The organism is Pseudomonas syringae, from assembly GCF_021605415.1.
Classification (GTDB): domain Bacteria; phylum Pseudomonadota; class Gammaproteobacteria; order Pseudomonadales; family Pseudomonadaceae; genus Aquipseudomonas; species Aquipseudomonas syringae_S.
Map to the genome: position 1 here is coordinate 50,932 of NZ_WKEQ01000031.1, position 21,885 is coordinate 72,816.

Annotated in this window: 15 protein-coding genes and 1 pseudogene; 14 read left to right on the forward strand and 2 right to left on the reverse strand. The window is 60.4% G+C overall.

All coding sequences use genetic code 11. The annotated features are described in order from the left end of the window. Window positions 1-56 precede the first annotated feature (56 nt). Window positions 57-2,018: a dihydrolipoyllysine-residue acetyltransferase gene (aceF, locus tag GIW69_RS20065; protein WP_236484520.1), complete on the reverse strand. Its 1,962-nt coding sequence runs from the start codon at window positions 2,016-2,018 to the stop codon at window positions 57-59. 11 nt (window positions 2,019-2,029) lie between these two features. Then, window positions 2,030-4,675 carry a pyruvate dehydrogenase (acetyl-transferring), homodimeric type gene (aceE, locus tag GIW69_RS20070; RefSeq protein WP_236484521.1) on the reverse strand — a complete coding sequence of 882 codons (2,646 nt, stop codon included), beginning with the start codon at window positions 4,673-4,675 and terminating at the stop codon, window positions 2,030-2,032. A gap of 384 nt (window positions 4,676-5,059) precedes the next feature. On the opposite strand from aceE, the gene glnE reads away from it, so the two are divergent. From glnE to GIW69_RS20140, 14 genes and pseudogenes are all read left to right on the forward strand, one after another. Further along, complete coding sequence (gene glnE / locus GIW69_RS20075; RefSeq protein ID WP_236484522.1) at window positions 5,060-7,999, forward strand: bifunctional [glutamate--ammonia ligase]-adenylyl-L-tyrosine phosphorylase/[glutamate--ammonia-ligase] adenylyltransferase; 2,940 nt, start codon at window positions 5,060-5,062, stop codon at window positions 7,997-7,999. Between the two features lie 282 nt (window positions 8,000-8,281). Further along, window positions 8,282-9,316 (forward strand): lipopolysaccharide heptosyltransferase II, encoded by a 1,035-nt coding sequence (waaF, locus tag GIW69_RS20080; RefSeq protein WP_236484523.1) that lies wholly within the window; start codon window positions 8,282-8,284, stop codon window positions 9,314-9,316. 1 nt (window position 9,317) lies between these two features. Beyond that, window positions 9,318-10,379, forward strand: a complete 1,062-nt coding sequence (gene waaC / locus GIW69_RS20085) for a lipopolysaccharide heptosyltransferase I (protein ID WP_236484535.1) — start codon at window positions 9,318-9,320, stop codon at window positions 10,377-10,379. Further along, window positions 10,379-11,500 (forward strand): glycosyltransferase family 4 protein, encoded by a 1,122-nt coding sequence (locus tag GIW69_RS20090; protein ID WP_236484524.1) that lies wholly within the window; start codon window positions 10,379-10,381, stop codon window positions 11,498-11,500. Before waaC ends, GIW69_RS20090 begins: the two co-directional genes overlap by 1 nt. Further along, on the forward strand, window positions 11,501-12,307 hold the full coding sequence (gene rfaP, locus GIW69_RS20095; protein WP_236484525.1) for a lipopolysaccharide core heptose(I) kinase RfaP: 807 nt from the start codon (window positions 11,501-11,503) through the stop codon (window positions 12,305-12,307). It abuts the gene before it with no gap. Then, the gene (locus GIW69_RS20100; RefSeq protein WP_236484526.1) at window positions 12,307-13,041 is read left to right on the forward strand and encodes a lipopolysaccharide kinase InaA family protein; all 735 of its coding nucleotides are present in this window, start codon (window positions 12,307-12,309) and stop codon (window positions 13,039-13,041) included. Before rfaP ends, GIW69_RS20100 begins: the two co-directional genes overlap by 1 nt. Beyond that, window positions 13,038-13,790, forward strand: a complete 753-nt coding sequence (locus GIW69_RS20105; RefSeq protein ID WP_236484527.1) for a lipopolysaccharide kinase InaA family protein — start codon at window positions 13,038-13,040, stop codon at window positions 13,788-13,790. Before GIW69_RS20100 ends, GIW69_RS20105 begins: the two co-directional genes overlap by 4 nt. Next, window positions 13,790-15,232, forward strand: coding sequence for a lipopolysaccharide kinase InaA family protein (locus tag GIW69_RS20110; protein WP_236484528.1), 1,443 nt, complete (start codon window positions 13,790-13,792; stop codon window positions 15,230-15,232). The genes GIW69_RS20105 and GIW69_RS20110 overlap by 1 nt, the downstream gene beginning before the upstream one ends. Before the next feature lie 325 nt (window positions 15,233-15,557). Further along, window positions 15,558-17,315, forward strand: coding sequence for a carbamoyltransferase family protein (locus GIW69_RS20115; RefSeq protein ID WP_236484529.1), 1,758 nt, complete (start codon window positions 15,558-15,560; stop codon window positions 17,313-17,315). Further along, window positions 17,299-18,429 (forward strand): glycosyltransferase, encoded by a 1,131-nt coding sequence (locus GIW69_RS20120; RefSeq protein WP_236484530.1) that lies wholly within the window; start codon window positions 17,299-17,301, stop codon window positions 18,427-18,429. Before GIW69_RS20115 ends, GIW69_RS20120 begins: the two co-directional genes overlap by 17 nt. Then, entirely contained in the window at window positions 18,429-19,325 is an 897-nt protein-coding gene (locus tag GIW69_RS20125; protein WP_236484531.1) for an antimicrobial resistance protein Mig-14, read from the forward strand. Before GIW69_RS20120 ends, GIW69_RS20125 begins: the two co-directional genes overlap by 1 nt. Before the next feature lie 8 nt (window positions 19,326-19,333). Further along, window positions 19,334-20,764, forward strand: coding sequence for a PIG-L family deacetylase (locus tag GIW69_RS20130; RefSeq protein ID WP_236484532.1), 1,431 nt, complete (start codon window positions 19,334-19,336; stop codon window positions 20,762-20,764). A 51-nt stretch (window positions 20,765-20,815) separates the two neighbouring features. Beyond that, window positions 20,816-21,700, forward strand: coding sequence for a DUF6625 family protein (locus GIW69_RS20135; RefSeq protein WP_236484533.1), 885 nt, complete (start codon window positions 20,816-20,818; stop codon window positions 21,698-21,700). Beyond that, window positions 21,697-21,885, forward strand: a pseudogene (locus GIW69_RS20140) (glycosyltransferase); the annotation flags it as partial. The gene GIW69_RS20135 and the pseudogene GIW69_RS20140, both read left to right, overlap by 4 nt.

A 21,885-nucleotide genomic window follows, 5' to 3' on the forward strand; every position in this document is an offset into this window, starting at 1 on the left:
TGGCGCTCGAAAACGTGGAGCGCGAATGGCCCTCCGTTGCCGGAGGGCCGTTCGGTTTACAGCAGGATAGTGCGAATGTCCGCCAGCAGGCTGCCCAGACGCTGGGTGAAGCGTGCAGCGGCGGCGCCGTTGATCACACGGTGATCGTAGGACAGCGACAGCGGCAGCATCAGTTTCGGCTGGAAGGCTTTGCCGTCCCAGACTGGCTGGATGGTTGCCTTGGATACACCGAGGATCGCCACTTCCGGCGCGTTGACGATCGGCGTGAAGCCGGTGCCGCCAATGTGGCCGAGGCTGGAAATGGTGAAGCAGGCGCCCTGCATGTCGTCAGCGGTCAGCTTCTTGTCGCGGGCCTTGGCGGCCAGCGCAGCGGCTTCGGCTGCCAGTTGCAACAGGCTCTTCTGGTCGACGTTCTTGATGACCGGTACCAGCAGGCCATCCGGGGTGTCGACGGCGAAGCCGATGTTCACGTATTTCTTGCGGATGATCGCCTTGCCGCTTGGCGCCAGCGAACTGTTGAAGTCCGGCAGTTCCTTGAGCATGTGCGCGCAGGACTTGAGCAGCAGCGGCAGGATGGTCAGCTTGACGCCGGCCTTTTCTGCAACGGCTTTCTGTGCAACGCGGAACGCTTCCAGCTCGGTGATATCAGCCGAATCGAACTGAGTCACGTGCGGGATGTTCAACCAGCTGCGGTGCAGGCTCGACGCGCCGATTTGCATCAGGCGAGTCATCGGCACTTCTTCGGTTTCACCGAAGCGGCTGAAGTCGACGACCGGAATCGGCGGAATGCCCGCGCCACCGGTTGCGCCGCCAGCGGCCGGTGCTTCCTTGGCCTTCTGCATCATGGCTTTGACGTAAACCTGCACGTCTTCTTTCAAGACACGACCGTGTGGGCCACTGGCGCCCACAGCGCTCAGCTCGACGCCGAACTCACGGGCCAGTTGACGCACGGCAGGGCCGGCGTGAACTTTCGCGCCTGGCTTGGCCGGTGCGGCGGCTGGCGCGGCAGCAGGAGCAGGAGCAGCGGCGGCCGGGGCAGCAGGCGCGGCAGCCGGAGCGCTCGGTGCAGCAGCGGCCGGGGCCGGAGCAGCCGCCGGCGCAGCGCCTTTGACTTTCAGCTTGAGGATCAGATCGCCCGTGCCGACTTCGTCATCCAGCTTGATGGAAACGCTTTCCACCACACCAGCGGCAGGCGATGGAATTTCCATGCTTGCCTTGTCGGATTCCAGGGTGATCAGCGACTGGTCGGCTTCGACGGTGTCGCCGGCCTTGACCAGTACTTCGATGATCTTGGCCTTGCCGGCCGAGCCGATGTCCGGAACGTGGATGTCCTGAACGCTGTCGGCAACCGGTGCAGCCGGCGCTGCAGCGGCGGCGGGCGCAGCGGCAGCGGCTGGCGCGGCAGCCTGAGCCGGAGCGGCCGCAGCAGGCGCCGCAGCACCCGCCACTTCCAGATCCAGAATCAGATCGCCCGTGCCGACTTCGTCGTTGAGCTTGACGCTGATGGCCTTGACCACGCCAGCGGCAGGCGACGGGATTTCCATGCTCGCCTTGTCGGATTCCAGGGTGATCAGCGATTGATCAGCCTCGACGGTGTCGCCGACCTTGACCTGGATCTCGATGATCTGGGCCTTGCCCGATGAACCGATGTCCGGCACGTGCACTTGCTGAACCGAAGCGGCAGCAGGAGCAGCGGCTGGCGCGGCAGCAGCAGGAGCGGCGGCCGGTTTGGCTTCGGCTTTTGCAGCCGGCGCAGCGGCAGGCGCAGGCGCTGCCTCGGCGGCGCCCTCGACTTCCAGCTCCAGCAGCTCGTCGCCTTCTTTCAGGCGATCGCCCAGCTTCACTTTCAGACTCTTGATGATGCCGGCCTTCGGCGCAGGCACTTCCATGCTCGCCTTGTCCGACTCAAGGGTCAGGATGCTCTGATCAGCTTCGATACGGTCGCCGACCTTCACAAACAGTTCAATTACTTCACCTTCACCGCTGCCGATGTCAGGTACGCGAATGAGTTCGCTCACAGAATGTCTCCTCAGCAGTCCAGTGGGTTGCGTTTTTCCGGGTCGATGCCGAACTTGACGATGGCTTCAGCCACCACCTTAGGTTCGATATCACCACGGTCAGCCAGCGCTTCCAGGGCTGCCAACACCACGAAATGACGGTCGACTTCGAAGAAATGACGCAGTTTCTTGCGGCTGTCGCTGCGGCCGAAACCGTCGGTGCCCAGGACTTTGAATTCCTTGGACGGTACCCACTGACGAATCTGCTCGGCGAACAGTTTCATGTAGTCGGTGGAAGCGATGACTGGACCTTTACGGCCGTTCAGGCACTCTTCGACGTAGCTCAGCTTAGGCTTCTGGCCCGGGTGCAGACGGTTGGTGCGCTCGACGGCCAAGCCGTTGCGACGCAGTTCGTTGAAGCTGGTAACGCTCCATACATCAGCGCCAACGTTGAACTGTTCACGCAGGATTTTCGCCGCTTCACGAACTTCACGCAGGATGGTGCCGGAGCCCATCAGTTGTACGTGATGTGCCGCTTCGCGGGTGTCTTCTTCCAGCAAGTACATGCCTTTCTTGATGCCTTCTTCGGCACCGGCCGGCATGGCTGGCTGCTGGTAGGACTCGTTCATCACGGTGATGTAATAGAAGATGTCCTGTTGCTCTTCGGTCATCTTCTTCATGCCGTCCTGAATGATCACCGCCAGCTCGTAGCCGTAGGTCGGATCGTAGGTGCGGCAGTTCGGGATGGTGGCAGCCAGCATGTGGCTGTGACCGTCTTCGTGCTGCAGGCCTTCACCGTTCAGGGTGGTACGGCCGGCGGTGCCGCCGATCAGGAAGCCACGGGTACGGCTATCGCCGGCAGCCCAGGCCAGGTCGCCAATACGCTGGAAACCGAACATCGAGTAGAAGATGTAGAACGGCAGCATCGGCTGGTTGTGGCTGGAGTACGAAGTACCGGCGGCGATGAAGGAGCTCATGGCGCCTGCTTCGTTGATGCCTTCTTCAAGGATCTGACCTTTCTGGTCTTCCTTGTAGAACATCACCTGGTCTTTATCGACTGGCTCGTAGAGCTGGCCGACGGACGAGTAGATGCCCAGTTGGCGGAACATGCCTTCCATACCAAAGGTACGGGCTTCGTCCGGGATGATCGGAACGATGCGCGGGCCGATTTCCTTGTCCTTGACCAGTTGCGCGAGGATCCGCACGAACGCCATGGTGGTGGAAATTTCACGGTCGCCCGAACCGTCAAGGATCGCCTTGAGGGTCGCCAGATCCGGGGTCGGTACGCTGAAGCTTTGTGCGCGGCGCTGTGGCACGAAACCGCCGAGAGCAGTGCGGCGCTCGCTCAGGTAACGGGCTTCGGCGCTGTTTGGCTCAGGCTTGAAGAACGGCAGGCTCTCTAGGTCTTCGTCTTTGACCGGGATGTCGAAGCGGTCGCGGAACAACTTCAGGCTGTCGACGTCGACCTTCTTGGTGTTGTGCGCGGTGTTTTTCGCTTCGCCGGCGCCAGTGCCATAACCCTTGATGGTTTTGGCCAGGATGACGGTCGGTTGTTCTTTGTGGTTGACCGCTTCGTGGTAAGCCGCGTAGACCTTGTACGGGTCGTGGCCGCCACGGTTGAGTTTCCAGATCTCGTCGTCGGACAGATCAGCAACCATCGCCTTGAGTTCAGGCGTGTTGAAGAAGTGTTCGCGGACGAACGCGCCGTCTTTGGCTTTGTAGTTCTGGTACTCGCCGTCGATGACTTCGTCCATGCGGCGTTGCAGGATACCGTCGACGTCTTTGGCCAGCAGTGGATCCCAGAAACGGCCCCAGATGACTTTGGTCACGTTCCACTGAGCACCACGGAATACGCCTTCGAGTTCCTGGATGATCTTGCCGTTGCCGCGAACCGGGCCGTCGAGGCGCTGCAGGTTGCAGTTGATGACGAAGATCAGGTTGTCCAGTTTTTCGCGGCCGGCCAGGGAGATGGCGCCCAGGGATTCCGGCTCGTCGCACTCGCCGTCGCCCAGGAAGCACCAGACTTTCTGTTTGCCCGGCTGGATGAAGCCACGGTGTTCCAGGTACTTCATGAAACGTGCCTGGTAGATCGCCTGGATCGGACCCAGGCCCATGGACACGGTCGGGAACTGCCAGAAATCAGGCATCAGCCAAGGGTGCGGATAGGACGACAGGCCCTGTCCGTCGACTTCCTGGCGGAAGTTGTTCATCTGGTCTTCGGTGATGCGGCCTTCCATGAACGCGCGGGCGTAAACGCCTGGGGAGGTGTGGCCCTGGAAGTAGATCAGGTCGCCGCCGTGTTCGTCGGTCGGGGCCTGGAAGAAGTAGTTGAAGCCGATGTCATACAGGGTCGCACTGGAAGCGAAGCTGGAGATGTGACCACCGAGGTCAGAATCTTTCAGGTTCGTACGCATTACCATGGCCATCGCGTTCCAGCGTACCAGCGAGCGAATGCGGCGTTCCATGAACAGGTCGCCAGGCATGCGTGCTTCGTGGGTTACCGGGATGGTGTTGCGGTAAGGCGTGGTGATGGCGTACGGCAACTGCGAACCGCTGCGGGTCGCGAGTTCACCCATACGGGTCATCAGATAGTGAGCACGGTCTTCGCCTTCTTTGTCGAGAACCGATTCCAGGGCGTCCAGCCATTCCTGGGTTTCGACGGGATCGAGGTCTTGCATGGCTTGCTCCAGGGCGGAAAGGCTTCCAGAATCGGTTGCCTGAGTTTGCGACTGGCCTTGTGGGCAGACGATTTAAAATTCTTGGATTGCCGATTGGTTGTTCCGGCGGCGTGTAGTTTTACTACAAATCTTCCGGCATTTCAGCCTTTCGCCTGTATAGACGAGTAGTAAAACTACAGATGAATGGCTTGTGGCCTCCGGCTGCGTTGTGAGAATAATCGTTAAGGTTGGTCTTTTACCATCCGAAAAAGGTGAAAACTTGATGCTGACTGCCAAGATGAAAGAAATTTCAGCTATTTCTAACTTTTGTTCGACAGTCGCCCAGGTAGCGCATTTTCACCCATCACTACACGCGGCCATTTACACGCCGATCAAGGATAGACCATGACCCTGCCCGTGCTTGCCGAACTGCCCGCCATTCTCTTGCCATTGGTCAGCCGATCCGAGCAGTCGTTCCGTACGGCTGTCGCCGAGCTTGATGACGATCTTGGCCTGTCCGTGTGGACACCGGAGCGCTGGGCGCAATTCGCCCGGGTGACGGCCGCCAGCGATTTCGTCATCGAGCAGAGCGTGCGTGACCCGTTAATGTTGCTGGCGCTGGTGCAGTCCGGCGAACTTGACCGGCCGTTCGCGCCCGGCGAGTTATGTGCGCAGATTGCCGCTGCGGTGAGTGCCGCGCAAACCGAGGACGAACTGGGCCGTGCCTTGCGCCGCCAGCGCGCACGGCATCAAGTACGCATCATCTGGCGCGACCTCACGCGCCAGGCCGATCTGGTGCAGACCTGTCGTGACCTCTCGGACATGGCCGACGCCAGCATCGACCAGGCCTATCAATGGTTGTACAGCCGCCATTGTGAGCAGTTCGGCACGCCGACCGGCCGCCGCAGCGGTGAGCCGCAGCAGATGGTCATCCTCGGTATGGGCAAACTGGGCGCCGTCGAACTGAACCTGTCCTCGGACATCGATCTGATCTTCGCCTACCCCGAGGGCGGCGAAACCGTTGGCGTGAAACGCGCACTGGATAACCAGGAATTTTTCATCCGCCTCGGCCAGCGCATCATCAAGGCGCTCGACCCGATGACCGTGGACGGTTTTGTATTTCGCGTCGATATGCGCCTGCGCCCCTACGGATCGTCCGGCGCGCTGGTGTTGAGCTTCAATGCGCTGGAGCAGTATTACCAGGATCAGGGCCGCGACTGGGAACGCTACGCGATGATCAAGGCGCGCGTGGTTGCCGGCGATCAAGTGGCGGGGGCGCAGTTGCTCGACATGCTGCGACCGTTCGTTTATCGCCGATATCTGGATTTCTCGGCCATCGAAGCGCTGCGCACCATGAAGCAGTTGATCCAGCAGGAAGTCCGGCGCAAGGGCATGGCTGACAACATCAAGCTCGGCTCGGGTGGCATCCGGGAAGTCGAGTTCATTGCCCAGGCCTTTCAGTTGATTCACGGCGGGCGCGACCTGAGCCTGCAACAACGTCCTCTATTAAAGGTGCTCGCGACGCTGGAAGGGCAGGGCTATCTGCCGCCGGCGGTAATCAGCGAACTGCGCGAAGGCTATGAATTCCTGCGTTACACCGAGCACGCGATCCAGGCGATTGCCGACCGGCAGACCCAGATGCTGCCGGATAGCGCTCAGGATCAGGCGCGCATCGCCTTCATGCTCGGGTTTACCGACTGGGATGCGTTCCACGAAAAACTGATGTTCTGGCGTGGCCGCGTGGCTTGGCACTTCGGTCAAGTGATTGCTGATCCCGATGAAGATGAAGGCGCGGAAAGCGAAGTGGTGGTGGGCGGTGAATGGTTGCCGCTGTGGGAAGAGGCACAGGATGAAGAGGCTGCCTGTCGTCAGTTGGAGGAGGGTGGCTTTGCCGATGCGCCGAAGGCGTTGAAAGCGCTGGCCAACCTGCGCGGCAGTCCGCAATTGCGAGCAATGCAGCGGCTGGGGCGTGAACGTCTCGATGCGTTTATTCCACGCCTGATTGCGCAAGCGGTGGAGCATGCCAATCCGGATCTGGTGCTTGAACGGGTGTTGCCGCTGGTCGAAGCGGTGGCGCGGCGCTCGGCTTATCTGGTGCTGCTGACGGAAAACCCCGGCGCGCTTCGCCGCTTGTTGACCTTGTGCGCGGCCAGTCCGTGGATCGCCGAGCAAATCACCCGTTTCCCCCTGCTGCTCGACGAATTGCTGAACGAGGGCCGACTGTTCAGGCCGCCGCTGGCGCCGGAACTGGCCGCCGAATTGCGTGAGCGTCTGACACGGATTCCCGAAGACGACCTCGAACAGCAAATGGAAGCCCTGCGCCATTTCAAACTGGCCCACCGCCTGCGCGTGGCTGCGTCGGAAATCGCCGGCAGCCTGCCGCTGATGAAAGTCAGCGATTACCTGACCTGGCTGGCCGAAGCGATCCTTGAGCAAGTGCTGGCCCTGGCCTGGCGCCAGACCGTGGCCAAGTACGGCACGCCGCTGCGCACCGACGGCACTTTGTGCGATCCCGGCTTCATCATTGTCGGTTACGGCAAAGTCGGCGGGCTGGAACTGGGGCATGGTTCGGATCTGGATCTGGTGTTCATCCATGACGGCGATCCGCAGGCGGAAACCGATGGGCCCAAGCCAATCGACGGCGCGCAGTTCTTCACCCGGCTCGGCCAGCGGATCATTCACTTGCTGACGGCGCAGACCAACTCCGGCCAACTCTATGAAGTCGATATGCGCCTGCGACCGTCCGGCGCGTCCGGGCTGTTGGTGAGTTCATTGGGTGCGTTCGCGCGCTATCAAGAGAATGAAGCCTGGACCTGGGAACATCAGGCGCTGGTGCGGGCGCGGGTGTTGGTCGGCAGTCAGGATGTCGGCCAGGCATTCGAGAAGGTGCGCGCGCAAATTCTCGGCAAGTCGCGGGATCTGGCGAAGCTGCAACAGGAAGTCAGCGAGATGCGCGCCAAGATGCGCGACAATCTCGGCAGCAAGAGCACGGCCGCCGGCACCGCGCCGAATGCCTTCGAGGCCACGGCGCCGTTTGACCTCAAGCAGGACGCCGGAGGTATCGTCGATATTGAATTTATGGTGCAATACGCGGCTTTGGCGTGGTCTGAAACCCACGCGCCGCTGCTGCGCTGGACGGACAATATCCGCATTCTCGAAGAGCTGGAACACGAGGGGCTGATGCCCGCCGAAGACGCCAGCCTGTTGCGCGAAGCCTATAAGGCCTACCGCTCCGCCGCTCACCGACAGGCCTTGCAGAAGGATGCCGGGGTAATTGCAGGCGACCAGTTTGTCGAAGAGCGCCGGCAAGTATTGCGAATCTGGCGAGAGTTGGGGCTAAGCTGAAAAGCATTCAGTGTGGGAGCCGTCGTTCTGATGGGGAATTTTATGGCCCCATCGCGGGCAAGCCCGCTCCCACAGTGATTGGCGGTGAGGTTTAGAGATGAGACCGAATGCAAAACCCTGTGGGAGCGGGCTTGCCCGCGATGGCGGAGTATCAGACGGCATCAATGTTGAATGTTTCGGCTTCTTCGCGGGCAAGTCCGCTCCCACAGTGGATCTATAGTGTTTGTAGAATTCTCGAGGCGGGGAGGCGTAATGCCTCCCCGGTTCGTTTTTGGAAACCACATGAATATTCTGATCGTTGGGCCCAGTTGGGTCGGTGACATGGTGATGGCGCAGACACTGTTTCAGTGCCTCAAACAGCGCCTCCCGCAATGCGAAATCGACGTGCTGGCCCCCGAGTGGAGCCGGCCGATCCTTGAGCGCATGCCCGAAGTGCGCAAGGCCTTGAGCTTTCCGCTCGGCCACGGCGCGCTTGAGTTGGCGACCCGCCGGCGCATCGGCAAATCCCTGGCCGGCCAGTACGACCAGGCGATCCTGCTGCCGAACTCGCTGAAATCGGCGCTGGTGCCGTTCTTCGCCGGCATCCCTAAACGCACCGGCTGGCGTGGCGAGTTCCGCTATGGCCTGCTCAATGACGTGCGCACGCTCGATAAAGAACGCTATCCGCTGATGATCGAACGCTTCATGGCCCTCGCTTACGAGCCAGGCACCGAGCTGCCGAAACCCTATCCGCGCCCGAGCCTGCAAATCGATCCGGTGACCCGCGAAGCCGCGCTGGCTAAATTCGGCCTGACCCTCGACCGCCCGGTGTTGGCTCTGTGCCCCGGCGCCGAGTTCGGCGAATCCAAGCGCTGGCCGTCCGAGCATTACGCCAAAGTCGCCGAAGCGCGCATTCGCGAAGGCTGGCAGGTGTGGCTGTTCGGCTCGAAAAACGATCATTCGGTGGGCGAAGACATCCGCGCCCGGCTGATTCCCGGCTTGCGTGAAGAGGCGGTCAACCTCAGCGGCGACACGTCCCTGGCCGAGGCCATCGATCTGTTGTCCTGCGCTGATTCGGTGGTCTCCAACGACTCCGGCCTGATGCACGTTGCGGCGGCGCTGAACCGTCCATTGGTGGCGGTCTATGGTTCGACTTCGCCCGGCTTTACGCCGCCGCTGGCCGATCAGGTCGAAGTGGTGCGCCTGGGCATCGAATGCAGCCCGTGCTTCGACCGCACTTGCCGCTTCGGCCATTACAACTGCCTGCGTCAGTTGATGCCACAAGCGGTGGACGATGCCTTGCAGCGGTTGCAGGGCTCTGTGGTTGAGGTTCAATAAGTTGCGGGTATTGCTGATCAAGACTTCATCGCTGGGCGACGTGATCCACGCGTTGCCAGCGCTGACCGACGCCGCCCGGGCCATTCCCGGGATCAAGTTCGACTGGGTGGTGGAAGAAGGCTTCGCCGAAATCCCGACCTGGCATCCAGCAGTCGGCAAGGTGATTCCAGTCGCGATCCGCCGCTGGCGCAAGAACCTCTGGCAGACCATCAAGAGCGGCGAGTGGAAACGCTTCAAGCAAAGCGTTCGTGCAAGCCGATACGACTTGGTGATCGACGCTCAGGGATTGCTGAAAAGCGCCTGGCTGACCCGCTACGTCAAAGCCCCGGTGGCCGGCCTCGATAACGGCTCGGCGCGCGAACCGATGGCGGCACGCTTCTATGATCGCAAGCTCGCCGTGGCCCGAGGTCAGCACGCGGTAGAACGCGTGCGTCAGTTGTTCGCCATTGCCCTCGGTTACGACTTGCCCAAAGGGCTCGGTGATTACGGCCTCAACGTCGAACGTCTGGTCGAATTGCCGCGCAAAAACGCATTCGTCGTATTCCTGCACGGCACCACATGGGACACCAAACACTGGCCGGAAGCCTATTGGCGCGAGCTGACCGAACGGGTCGGCTACCTCGGCGTTGGCGTGAAGCTGCCGTGGGGCAATCCGCTGGAGAAGGCACGGGCCGAGCGCATAGCCGCCGGTTTCAAACACGCCGAAGTGTTGCCGAAGCTGAACCTAGCCGGTGTCGGCAAAGTGCTGGCCGGCGCCCAGGCTTGCGTGGCGGTGGACACCGGTCTCGGCCATTTGGCGGCGGCACTGGACGTGCCGACGATTTCGCTGTTTGGCCCGACCAACCCGGGCCTCACCGGGGCTTACGGCAAAGTGCAGATCCATCTCGCCAGCGACTTCCCGTGCGCACCGTGCCTGCAAAAGAAATGTACGTATCAACCGACCGCGCAGGATGCCCGTCAGTTTGATCTGAAACGCGAGCAGCCTCTGTGCTTCACGCGTCTGAATCCCGAGCGTGTCGCCAGCCGACTGAGCACGTTGTTAATGGCTGAGGAGCTGCGCTGATGCAACTGGCATTTGTCCTGTACAAATATTTTCCCTTCGGTGGCTTGCAGCGCGATTTCATGCGCATCGCCCTCGAATGCCAGAAACGCGGGCATCAGATCCGCGTCTACACCCTGATCTGGGAGGGCGATGTGCCGCCCGGTTTCGAAGTGCTGGTGGCGCCGGTCAAGGCGTTCTTCAATCACCGTCGCAACGAAAAACTGCTGGCGTGGATGGAAGCGGATCTGGCCAGGCGTCCGGTGGATCGCCTGATCGGCTTCAACAAAATGCCGGGCCTGGACGTGTATTACGCCGCCGACGGCTGCTTTGAAGACAAGGCACAGAACCTGCGTAATTCGCTGTATCGCCGTTGGGGTCGCTATCGCCACTTCGCCGAGTACGAGCGCGCGGTGTTCGCCAAAGACGCGAAGACTGAAGTGCTGATGATCTCCGAAGTGCAGCAGCCACTGTTTATCAAGCATTACGACACGCCGCTTGCGCGCTTCCACCTGTTGCCGCCGGGCATCGCTCAGGATCGTCGGCGTCCGGCGAATGCCGAGGAGATTCGCGCCGGTTTCCGCGCCGAATTCAATCTTCAGGACGACGAACTGCTGCTGGTGCAGATCGGCTCCGGGTTCAAGACCAAAGGCGTCGACCGCAGCCTGAAAGCGCTGGCCGCATTGCCGGCAGAACTGAAGAAACGCACCCGGCTGTTTGTAATCGGCCAGGATGACCCCAAATTGTTCCAGATGCAGAGCGCCACTTTGGGGCTCGGCGACAACGTGCAGTTCCTCAAGGGGCGCAGCGATATCCCGCGTTTCCTGCTGGGCGCCGACCTGTTGATCCACCCGGCGTACAACGAAAACACCGGCACGGTGTTGCTCGAAGCGCTGGTGGCCGGGTTGCCGGTGCTGGTCAGCGCGGTGTGCGGTTACGCCCATTACATCGCCGAGGCCGACGCCGGGCGAGTGCTGGACGAGCCGTTCGATCAGGCCCAACTCACGCACTACCTGACCGAAATGTTGAACGACGCTCAAGCACGGGCGGCCTGGAGCCGCAACGGTCTGGCCTTTGCCGATACGGCCGACCTCTACAGCATGCCGCAGCACGCGGCCGATGTGATTCTGGCGGAGCACGCTTAAATGAAGTTGATGCTGGCTGAACCGTTCAAAAACCTTTGGGCCGGACGCGACCCGTTCGCCGAAGTCGAAGGCTTGCAGGGCGAGGTTTATCGCGAGCTGGAAGCTCGTCGCACGCTGCGCACGGAAGTCGACGGCAACGGATTTTTCGTCAAGATTCACCGGGGCATTGGTTGGGGCGAGATTTTCAAAAATCTGCTGACCGCCAAGCTGCCGGTGCTCGGCGCCGGCCAGGAGTGGAAAGCCATCCAGCGCCTGCAGGACGTCGGCGTGCCAACCATGACCGCCGTCGCTTACGGCGAGAAGGGCAGCAACCCGGCGGATCAGCACTCGTTCATCATCACCGAAGAACTGGCGCCGACCATCAGCCTCGAAGATTTCAGCATCGACTGGATCAAGCAGTCGCCAGAGCCAAAGCTCAAGCGCGCGCTGATTGCTGAAGTCGCGCGCATGACTGGCATGATGCACCGCGCCGGGGTCAACCATCGCGACTGCTACATCTGCCATTTCCTGCTGCACACCGACAAACCGGTGACGGCGGAAGATTTCAAACTCTCGGTGATCGACCTGCACCGTGCCCAGACCCGGCCGGCGATCACCCAGCGCTGGCGCAACAAGGATCTGGCCGCGCTGTACTTTTCGGCGCTGGACATCGGGCTGACCCGTCGCGACAAATTGCGCTTTCTCAAGGGCTATTTCCAGCAACCGCTGCGCCAGATTTTGGCGCAAGAAGCGCCGCTGCTGAGCTGGCTCGAAGGCAAAGCCAACAAACTCTATGAGCGCAAGGTGCGTTACGGGGATGCGCTCTGATGGCGGGTTGGACGCTTGAACCTGAATACAGTGACCTCGCCGAAGACTTTGGCAGCCTTGAAGCGGTTTTTGCGCTGAAGGGTGAACGATTGACCCGCGATCCATTGTCCGAAGTCGTCCGTGTCGAACGCAACGGCGTCAACTATTACGTCAAGCGTTACGTCGGCGCCGGCAAGGGTTTGCGCCGCTACCTGGGCAAACCTCGGGTGAAGATGGAGTGGCAGAACCTCAAGCGTTTCGCCAAGTGGGGCATTCCCACTGCCGAAGTGGTGGCCTGGGGGCTGGAACGGCGCGGCATGGCTTACGATCGCGGGGCGATGATTACTCGCGAGCTTCCACAAACGGAAGACCTGTCGGCGCTGGCGGATCGCAACGATCCGAAACTCGCCGACCGCGCCTGGGTCGATGGCGTCAGCCGTCAACTGGCCGGTTACACGCGGACGATGCACGACCATCGTTTCACTCACAACGACTTGAAATGGCGCAATCTGCTGATTGACGATCAGGATCGACTGTTTTTGATCGACTGCCCGAACGGCGATTTCTGGCACGGCTTCTGGCTCAAGTACCGGATCACCAAGGATCTGGCCTGTCTCGACAAAGTGGCCAAATATCACCTGTCGAATACCCAGCGCCTGCGCTTCTATCTGCAATACCGCCAGCGTGACCGATTGAATGCCGCCGACAAGAAGCGCATCCGACACGTGGTGAGATTTTTTGAGGGACGCGAATGACTGATTTCCTGGCCGCTGAAGACCGTGCGCTGCTTGAACGCCACGGCCTCGGCACCTTCGACGCCCTATGGGCCAAGCAGCTCGAAGCGGTGGACGAGCCAAACACCGGTGGTGGTGGCTGGAGCAGCGTGTTTCGTCTGCACCTCGAAGGTCATGTCTATTACCTCAAACGCCAAAGCAATTACCTGACGCGCACGTTGCATGCGCCGTTTGGCGAGCCGAGTTTCGCCCGGGAATTTCGCAACATCAGCCGCTATCGCAAGCTCGGTATTCCGGCACTGCAAGCGGCGTTTTTCGGTGAGCGCAAGGTTAACGGCGAAGTCCGCGCGATCCTGCTGACCCGCGCACTCGATGGCTGGAATGATCTGGATTCGCTGCTGCAACACTGGTCGGAATTGAGCGCCGCGCAGCATTCGGAAATTCTCAAGGCTTGTGGCCATTTGGCGCGGCACCTGCACGGCGTGCGCCAAGTGCATGGCTGCTTTTATCCCAAGCATATTTTTCTGCAGGCCAGTGGCGACGGCTATAAAGCGCAACTGATCGACCTGGAAAAGACCCGGCCGCTGCTGTTCGGCCTGCGCGATCGGGTCAAGGATCTGGAGCCGCTGCTGCGTCGCGCGCCGGAGTGGAGCGAGACGAACATGCGTGAGTTGCTGGCGGCCTATGTCGATGAGCCGATGGACAGTTCGCTGGTCGATGCCTGGGTCACTCGACTGGGCGCTCGCCGCAGCCGCAAGGAGACGCGTTGATGCGCTTGTCCGAACTGAAAAATGTCGGGCGGGCGCCTGACCTGCCGCTGACCGTTTCACTGGCCGATGCAGCGGGGCCGGCCGATCTGCAATTGCTCACGCTGTTGCGGGTGCTGCCGGGGCAGCGTTATGTCGGTGCCGGTGTCTGGCGGGGCCGTCCGGTACTGGCCAAATTGTTGGTCGGCAGCAAGGCTTCGCGGCATTTTCGGCGTGAACTGGACGGCGTGCGCTTGCTGGCTGCCCAAGGGTTGACCACGCCGCTGTTGCTGGCCGATGGTTTGAAGGAAGGCGAGGGCGGCTGGCTGCTCTTCGAATTCCTCCAGGGTGCCGAAAGCCTTGGCGATGCCTGGCAGCAGGTCGAATCGCTGCCGGTGTTGGCAGACGAGCAATCGGCGGTGCTCGCCGAAGCCCTCGGCGCCATTGCTCTCCTGCACGGCAAAGGTCTGTGGCAGGAAGATCTGCATCTGGACAACCTCATGCGCCATGGCGGCCAGTTGTACCTGATCGACGGTGCCGGCATTTGCGTCGAAACCGCCGGCCAACCATTGTCGCGGCAAAAAGTGCTGGAAAATCTCGGCGTGTTTTTCGCCCAGTTGCCTAAGTCGCTGGAGCCGTTCACCGAAGAATTGCTGGTGTATTACCTGCTGGCCAACGCCGAGCACGCATTGCCGCTCGAAGCCTTGCAGAAACAGATCGACAAGGTGCGTGCCTGGCGCTTGAGGGATTATCTGATCAAGGTCGGCCGCGAGTGCACGTTGTTCAGCGTGCAGCGTGGTGCGTTCGGTCTGCGGGCGATCCGTCGCGACGAAGAAGCTGCGATGGTGCCGGTGCTGGAGCAGGCCGATGCCTTGCTCGATCAGGGCCATCTCTACAAGACCGGCGGTGCGGCCAGTGTCGGCAAGATTGAAGTGGACGCACGGCCGCTGGTGATCAAGCGTTACAACATCAAAAACTTCGCCCATTGGCTCAAGCGCTTCTGGCGCCCGAGCCGCGCCTGGCATTCGTGGCGCGAAGGCAATCGGCTGGCGTTTCTCGGCATTGCCACACCGAAACCGTTGGCCGTGCTGGAAAAACGCTTTCTGTGGCTGCGCAGCCGCGCCTATCTGGTCACTGAATTCTTGCCGGGGCCGGACATCATTGAGCGTTTCGCGCCCTTCGTCGAAAACGGCGCGGCACCGGAGTCAGAGTTGCAGGCACTGGACAACTTGTTTGCCACGTTGATTGCCGAGCGCATCAGCCATGGCGACTTCAAGGGCCACAACCTGTTTTGGCACAATGACCGCTGGGCGCTGATTGATCTGGACTCGATGTGCCAACACAGTTCGGCCAGCAGCTTCGCCCCGGCGTATGCGCGGGATCGGGCGCGATTCATGCGCAATTGGCCAGAAAGCAGTGCCTTGTATCAAGCGATTGACCAGCGTCTACCCAAAGACACGCTCTGAATCGCGCCATCCCCTGTAGGAGCTGCGGCAGCTCCCGCAGGGCGTCGTCGTCCCGATCAAAGGCTGACGAGTTCTGCTGACTTGTCCTACAGCATCTCCAGAGTCCATGAACTGTGAAGTATCGGGATCTACTGGCGAACGGGTGGCGGATGAGCCCGCAGACACGGGTTCATCCGGGTCGTCGGCATGGGGCGATTCGCACAGGGTCATTCCGGTTGTGTTTACGCTATAATCCCGCCCTTTAGCTGTCTCGCGCCCTGTTGCGAAGGCACATCAATTTCAAGGCGCATCGCGCCTGCATGCAGACTAAAGAGGCTAGACCCCTGTGGCATTGACGATTCTTGGCCTGTCCGGCGCCCTTAGCCATGATCCTTCCGCGGCCCTGTACATCGACGGCAAGCTGGTCGCGGCAGCGGAAGAAGAGCGTTTCGTGCGCGATAAACATGCAAAGAACCGCATGCCCTACGAATCGGCGAAGTTCTGCCTTGAGCAGGCCGGGATCAAGCCGTCAGACGTTGATGTGGTGGCGATTCCGTTCGCCCCGATCAGCCTGTTCGGCAAGGCTCGCTGGCACTATGCCAAGCGCTACTGGTACGCCCCGGATCGCGCACTCGATGCAATCCTGATGGGCAACCGTCGCTACAAGCGCTATCGCAACAAGATCGTCTGGTGCCTGGAGCAATTGGGTTTCGACCCGAAAAAAATCAAGATTGAACCGGTCGAGCACCACTTGGCTCACGCCTCCAGCGCTTACCACTGCTCGGGTTTCAAAGAGAAAACCGCGATCCTCGGGATCGACGGCAAGGGTGAATACGCCACGACCTTTTTCGGATACGGCGAGAACGGCAAGATCCACAAGATCAAGGAATTCTTCGATCCGGATTCCCTCGGTGGCCTCTACGGCGCAATCACCGAGTTCCTCGGTTTCGAAATGCTCGATGGCGAGTTCAAGGTCATGGGCATGGCGCCGTATGGCGACGCCAGCAAGTACGACTTCTCGCGTCTGGCCTCGTTTGAGAACGGCGAGCTGGTGATTAACACCGACTACGCCAATGTCATCGGCCTGCGCCGCTATAAAGAGAAGGGCAAAGGCTTTTACTTCTCGCCGAAGCTGATCGAGTGGCTGGGCCCGAAACGCGAAGGCGACATCGCCGACGAGCCGTACATTCACTATGCCGCGAGCATGCAGGCGCTGTTCGAGAAAATCTCCCTGCAGATGATCGATCACTATCTGGGCGACGTGCTCAAGGAAACCGGCAAACTGGCGTTCGCCGGTGGCTGTGCCTTGAACGTCAAGCTCAACCAGAAAATCATCGCTCGCAATGATGTCAAAGAGCTGTTCGTGCAACCGGCGTCGGGTGATGCCGGCACCGCAGTCGGCGCTGCCGCGTATGTGTCTCATGCCCGTGGCGTACCGGTCGAGAAGATGGAGCACGTCTATCTCGGCCCTGAATACAGCAACGAAGACGTGATCGCCGCGTGTGCCCGTCACGAGAACAAGCCGACCTGGCGCAAGCTCGACAACATGCCGGAACAGATCGCCAAGATCATGGTCGACGGCAATCCGGTGGCCTGGTTCCAGGGCCGCATGGAGTTTGGCCCGCGTGCTTTGGGCGGTCGTTCGATTATCGGTTGCCCAAGCATTCCGGGCGTGGCGGATCGGATCAACCACCAGATCAAGTTTCGCGAGCGCTGGAGGCCTTTCTGCCCCTCGATGCTCGACACCGTTGCGCCACAAATGATCAAGATCGATCACCCGGCGCCGTTCATGACGTTCACCTTCGAAGTGGCTGAAGAATGGAAGACCCGCGTGCCGGAAGTCGTCCATGAAGACGGCACGTCCCGCGCCCAAGTGCTCAAGCGTGAATACAATCCGCGCTACTACGACATGATGAAAGCGTTGGAAACCCTGACCGGCAACGGCGTTTCGTTGAATACTTCGCTCAATCGTCGTGGCGAGCCTATGATTTGTTCTCCGACCGATGCGTTGAACATGTTCTTCGGTTCCGATCTTCAATACTTGATCATGGAAGACATCCTGGTGGTCAAAGAGGGCGCTAACGCTTATGACTCGCTCGGCTGAACGCCATGTGTTGCAGTTCTGTCACGGCTATGACGGGCCGTTCCTTGACTGCGCACGGCAGTACGCCAGCCTTTTTGCCGGTACCGGCTACCGAGTGACCACGGTTTTTTTGACCGGGGTCGCTGACAGCGAGGTGGCCGCCGCTTGCGCTTCTGACGAAGTGTTGTTCATGGAGTACAGCTCCAAGGCCATTCGTGGCCTGAAGCTGGGCGCCATCCGCGATCTGCGCAAAATCGCCGCTTCGCGCAATTTCAGTTTTTGCATCGCCCATCGCTTCAAGCCGATCTACATCGCCTTGCTTGGCACTTCATTGCCGGTGATTGGTGTGCATCATGCGTTTGAAGATTACAAGCGCGGCACACGCAGACTGTTCGCGCACATCTTCCGCAAGCGCCTGAGCCTGCTCGGGGTCTCCGATGCCGTGCGCGATGACATACGCCGCTGCCTGCCGAAATGGCCGGCACCGCGTATCCAGACCCTTTACAACCGCATCGATTTGTCTGCATTGCAAACCAGTCAGTTGACGGCCCGTGAAGCGCGGGATGCACTGGGCCTTTCGCCGGATGCGTTCATTGTCGGCAATGTCGGGCGACTGCATCCGGACAAGGATCAGGCCACGTTGTTGCAGGGTTTCGCCATGGCATTGCCGCAACTGCCCGGCAACAGTCAGTTAGTCATTCTCGGCCAAGGGCGGCTCGAGCAGGATCTCAAGGAACTGGCACGGGAACTGGGTATCGGTGACCGGGTGCTGTTTCTTGGCCAGGTGCCCGAGGCACGCAATTACTTCCACGCGTTCGACATTTTTGCCCTGAGTTCCGATCACGAACCATTCGGCATGGTATTGCTGGAGGCCATGGCCGCTGGCGTACCGTTGCTGGCCACGGCGTGCGGCGGGTCGAAGGAAGTGGTCGAAGGCGTGGGGATCATGTTTCCGCTGGGGGATGCGGAACATCTGGCCCGGGGGCTGCAACATCTTGCCGGGATGGACGAGCAACAACGCCGCCAGTGCGCCGAGATGATGCTGGAGCGCCTGCGAGAGCGCTTTTCCGATCGCGCCGTGCGCGACACCTTCTGGCATTTGCCGCAAGTTACCGATCTGGCAACGAGGGGCTGATGCTCAATCGATTTCAAGGCTGGCGCGAACGTGGCTGGTCACGGGTTGACGCCACCACTTATGCACAGGCCTGGCAGCGTTACGGCGGCAGTGTCGCGACCCACCCGTTGGTGGTCGAGCGTCTGGCGGATCTGGCCGGCATCCCTGTGCGATATCTCGCCTGGGAACAACAGGGCGAAATCAGCGCCGCGATCCCGACCTGGGGCCGCGATCTCGCGCTGTCCAAAGACGTGCTCAAGCGCAGTGGTAAAAAAGGCCTGTTTGATCTCGGTAACGCCGAGCTGATTCTGCCAGCCGCCGCTGATACACAAGCACCGCTGCGGCATCGTGGTCGTTACCTGTCCGCGCTGAACGAGGGACGTTTCAGCGGTCTCAAGTTGCAGACCGAGCAGTTGGCCATGGCCCGTACCCCAGAAGAACTGTCGAAAAAGTTTCGCTACAACCAGCGCCGCGAACTGCGCTTGCTGGAAGAGGCGGGTGGAGTGGTGCGTCCGGTCGGTGAGTTTTCCAGTGCCGAACTGGCAGCGATCTACTGCGATCTGTTTCAGCGTCGGTGGGGTTTTCCAGCTACTGGAGCCGCGCGAATGGCCGAGGTCGTCGAGTTGTTGCGTGATCTGTTGATCGGTTCGGTGATTTTTCTTAACGACGCGCCGATCGCCATTCAACTGGTATACCGCGTCGAAGCGCCCGAGTGGATCAGCGTCGAGTACATCAACGGCGGTGTCGACCCCGAAACCCGTGAGTTCAGCCCTGGCAGCGTCCTGAGTTTCCTCAATACGCAAAGTGCCTGGGAGCATGCCCGGGCGCTGAACAAACCGCTGCGATTTTCCTTCGGTCGCGCCGACCGTGAATACAAGGATCGCTGGTGCAATCCTGTGCCGGTCTTCACCGTATGAGTCAGCCCATGAGCCGCAAGCAGCAACTGCTCAAACGCCATCGGCGCAACAAGCGCGTCGGTCTTCTGGTCGCGTTGATCGTATTGATCGGCGTTGGCGTGCTGGTGGCGTGGTGGTTGCCCCTGTTGTTGGCGGTGGTCGGCTGGATTGCCCACGAAGCGTGGTTTGCCGATCATTTGTTCTACTCGCCGAAAGACGATTACCAGTACAGCTTTCCACCGTTTACTCCGCAGCCGAAAGTGCATTTGAGCGGCGAGCAATTGCGTCTGGACGAGGGCGTCATGCTGGTGGATGAAGCCACGCTGATTCTTGCGGTGCGGGTCAAAAGCACGTGGCTGGGTCGTTTCCTCGATCCACGGGTCGAGTTGGTCGGTGGTGACAATCCGGATGCGCAAACTTTCGAACGCGGCGTCAATGGCCTGCGTTATCTCAACCTCAGTGGCCAGGCTCAGGCGCTGTCTCAGGGGTCGTTGCGCCTGCGCGGGCGTTTCTGCAAGGTTACCGGCGAGCCAGTGCTGTGGGCGCTGGAGCACCCGGATTTGCGCCGTCAGCGAGTGATGGTGATCGCGCCCCACGCGGATGACGCCGAACTGGCTGCCTACGGTTTGTACAGCCAGGCGGCTGACGCCTGGATCGTCACCCTGACTGCTGGCGAAATCGAAGCCGAACACTATCAACAGATGGGCATGGACAAGGTCGAGGCGGCGCGGCTCAAGGGCCGGTTGCGGGCCTGGGACAGTCTGGCCGTGCCACGTTGGGCCGGTGTGCCGGCGGAACAGTGCGTTCAGTTGGGTTATTTCTGCCTGCAATTGGCGGCGATGCGAGCAGCGCCGAGCCAAGTGATTGCGTCACGGGAAGCCGATCTGAGCGATACCCGACTGTTTCGCCAGTCAAACCCGTTCAAGCTGCCGGGCGACATCGACGGTGCGCCGACCTGGAACAATCTGCTGGCCGATCTGCGTGAGACGCTGTTGAGGGCGCGACCGGACGTGATCGTCTTGCCACACCCGACCCTTGATCCTCATCCTGACCATCTCTGTGCCCAGCAAGCCGTGCTGGAAGCGCTTGATGTTCTGGACTATCAGCCAACCCTGCTCGGTTATGCCAACCACTTGCATGACAACGACCGCTGGCCAATGGGCAACTCGGGCCAGGGCATCGCCATGCCGCCTGCGTTCGATCCGTCGGTGACGATGCAGCCGTACTGTCTGTCGCTCACCCTCCAACAGCAGCGCGATAAAGCAATGGCGCTAGGCATGATGCATGACCTGCAGCCGCCAGCCCCTTTCAAGCGACGTTTGCGCCGTTTGATCCAGCGGATGCTGGCCAGTAGAGTGCCGTCGCGTTACGGAGAGAACGATTTTTTCAGAAAAGCCGTCAGGCGCCAGGAATTGTTCTGGCTGCTGAAGCACGATGAAACATCATTGAAGCAGAATTGAAGTCTTCACCGGCCTAGCATGGCCACGTGTTCAATATATCGGTGGCTTTTTGTGATTAATCCCTGTCCGCGGATTCTTTTCCTGATTCCGTATTTCGGCCGATGGCCGTTCTGGATGCCGTTTTTTCTTGAAAGTTGCCGGCGCAATCCCGATATCGACTGGCTGTTGTTCAGCGACTGCGGCACGCCGCCGGATCTGCCGCCCAATGTGTCGGTCGAGACGATCACTTTTCGTGACTATTGCGCCTTGGTGTCGCAGCGTCTGCAGATCGATTTCACTCCGCAAGCGGCCTACAAACTGTGCGATATCAAGCCTGCGCTGGGCCATATCCATGCCGACCGTTTGCACGGCTACGATTTCTGGGCGTTCGGCGATATTGACCTGGTGTACGGTGACCTGCGAAGTTATTTCACCTCGGACCGTCTCGCCGGTTATGACCTGTTCTCGACCCACGAACGGCGAGTGGCGGGGCATTTGTGTCTGATGCGCAACACTGCGCGCAAACGCGAGCTGTTCATGCAGATCAAGGATTGGCGAAACCGCTTCACGGATCAGGCGCATCATGCGATTGACGAAGGGGCTTTCAGCCGTATCTTTCTCTGGCGCAAGAATTTTCCCGAACCTTTGTTCACGCTGGTGGGCAAATTCAATCCGTGGCGCCGGCGCAGTGAGTTTACCGAAGCGTTCAGCACGCCCGGTGGCTGCATCAAATGGCACGACGGCACGGATGACTTTCCGCGTCAGTGGTATTGGCGCGAGGGTTGTCTGAGCAACGATCGCGATGGCGATCGACGGTTTCCGTATTTTCATTTTGTCTGCTGGAAACGCAATGAATGGTCGCGGTTGCCTGAACCCGATCCGGCCGAAGTCCGGCGTGTTGCCGCCGGCCCGTCGTGGATCATCGATGCAACCGGTTTCCACCAAGGAGATTTATGAGTCAACGGTCGAAGGTGCTGCAGTTGCAGCCTGACTACAACGTCAAAGCCCATGATTTTGCCGATCTCGCCGAGCAGATCGTCAAGGCCTTGCCCCGTGATCGCTATGAGGTGACCGCAGCGTTCTTGCGCGGCAAGCCCGGGCCGGGCGAGGCTGTGAGTCGTGCCGACCGTTCGGTGTACTTC

Excerpts from the sequence above, each read along its gene's own strand:
- GIW69_RS20090 (WP_236484524.1), top strand. The coding sequence starts at position 10,379 with ATGCAACTGGCATTTGTCCTGTACAAATATTTTCCCTTCGGTGGCTTG.
- glnE (WP_236484522.1), top strand. The coding sequence starts at position 5,060 with ATGACCCTGCCCGTGCTTGCCGAACTGCCCGCCATTCTCTTGCCATTG.
- GIW69_RS20100 (WP_236484526.1), top strand. The coding sequence starts at position 12,307 with ATGGCGGGTTGGACGCTTGAACCTGAATACAGTGACCTCGCCGAAGAC.
- GIW69_RS20125 (WP_236484531.1), top strand. The coding sequence starts at position 18,429 with ATGCTCAATCGATTTCAAGGCTGGCGCGAACGTGGCTGGTCACGGGTT.
- GIW69_RS20110 (WP_236484528.1), top strand. The coding sequence starts at position 13,790 with ATGCGCTTGTCCGAACTGAAAAATGTCGGGCGGGCGCCTGACCTGCCG.
- GIW69_RS20105 (WP_236484527.1), top strand. The coding sequence starts at position 13,038 with ATGACTGATTTCCTGGCCGCTGAAGACCGTGCGCTGCTTGAACGCCAC.
- GIW69_RS20130 (WP_236484532.1), top strand. The coding sequence starts at position 19,334 with ATGAGCCGCAAGCAGCAACTGCTCAAACGCCATCGGCGCAACAAGCGC.
- rfaP (WP_236484525.1), top strand. The coding sequence starts at position 11,501 with ATGAAGTTGATGCTGGCTGAACCGTTCAAAAACCTTTGGGCCGGACGC.
- aceE (WP_236484521.1), bottom strand. The coding sequence starts at position 4,675 with ATGCAAGACCTCGATCCCGTCGAAACCCAGGAATGGCTGGACGCCCTG.
- GIW69_RS20120 (WP_236484530.1), top strand. The coding sequence starts at position 17,299 with ATGACTCGCTCGGCTGAACGCCATGTGTTGCAGTTCTGTCACGGCTAT.
- waaF (WP_236484523.1), top strand. The coding sequence starts at position 8,282 with ATGAATATTCTGATCGTTGGGCCCAGTTGGGTCGGTGACATGGTGATG.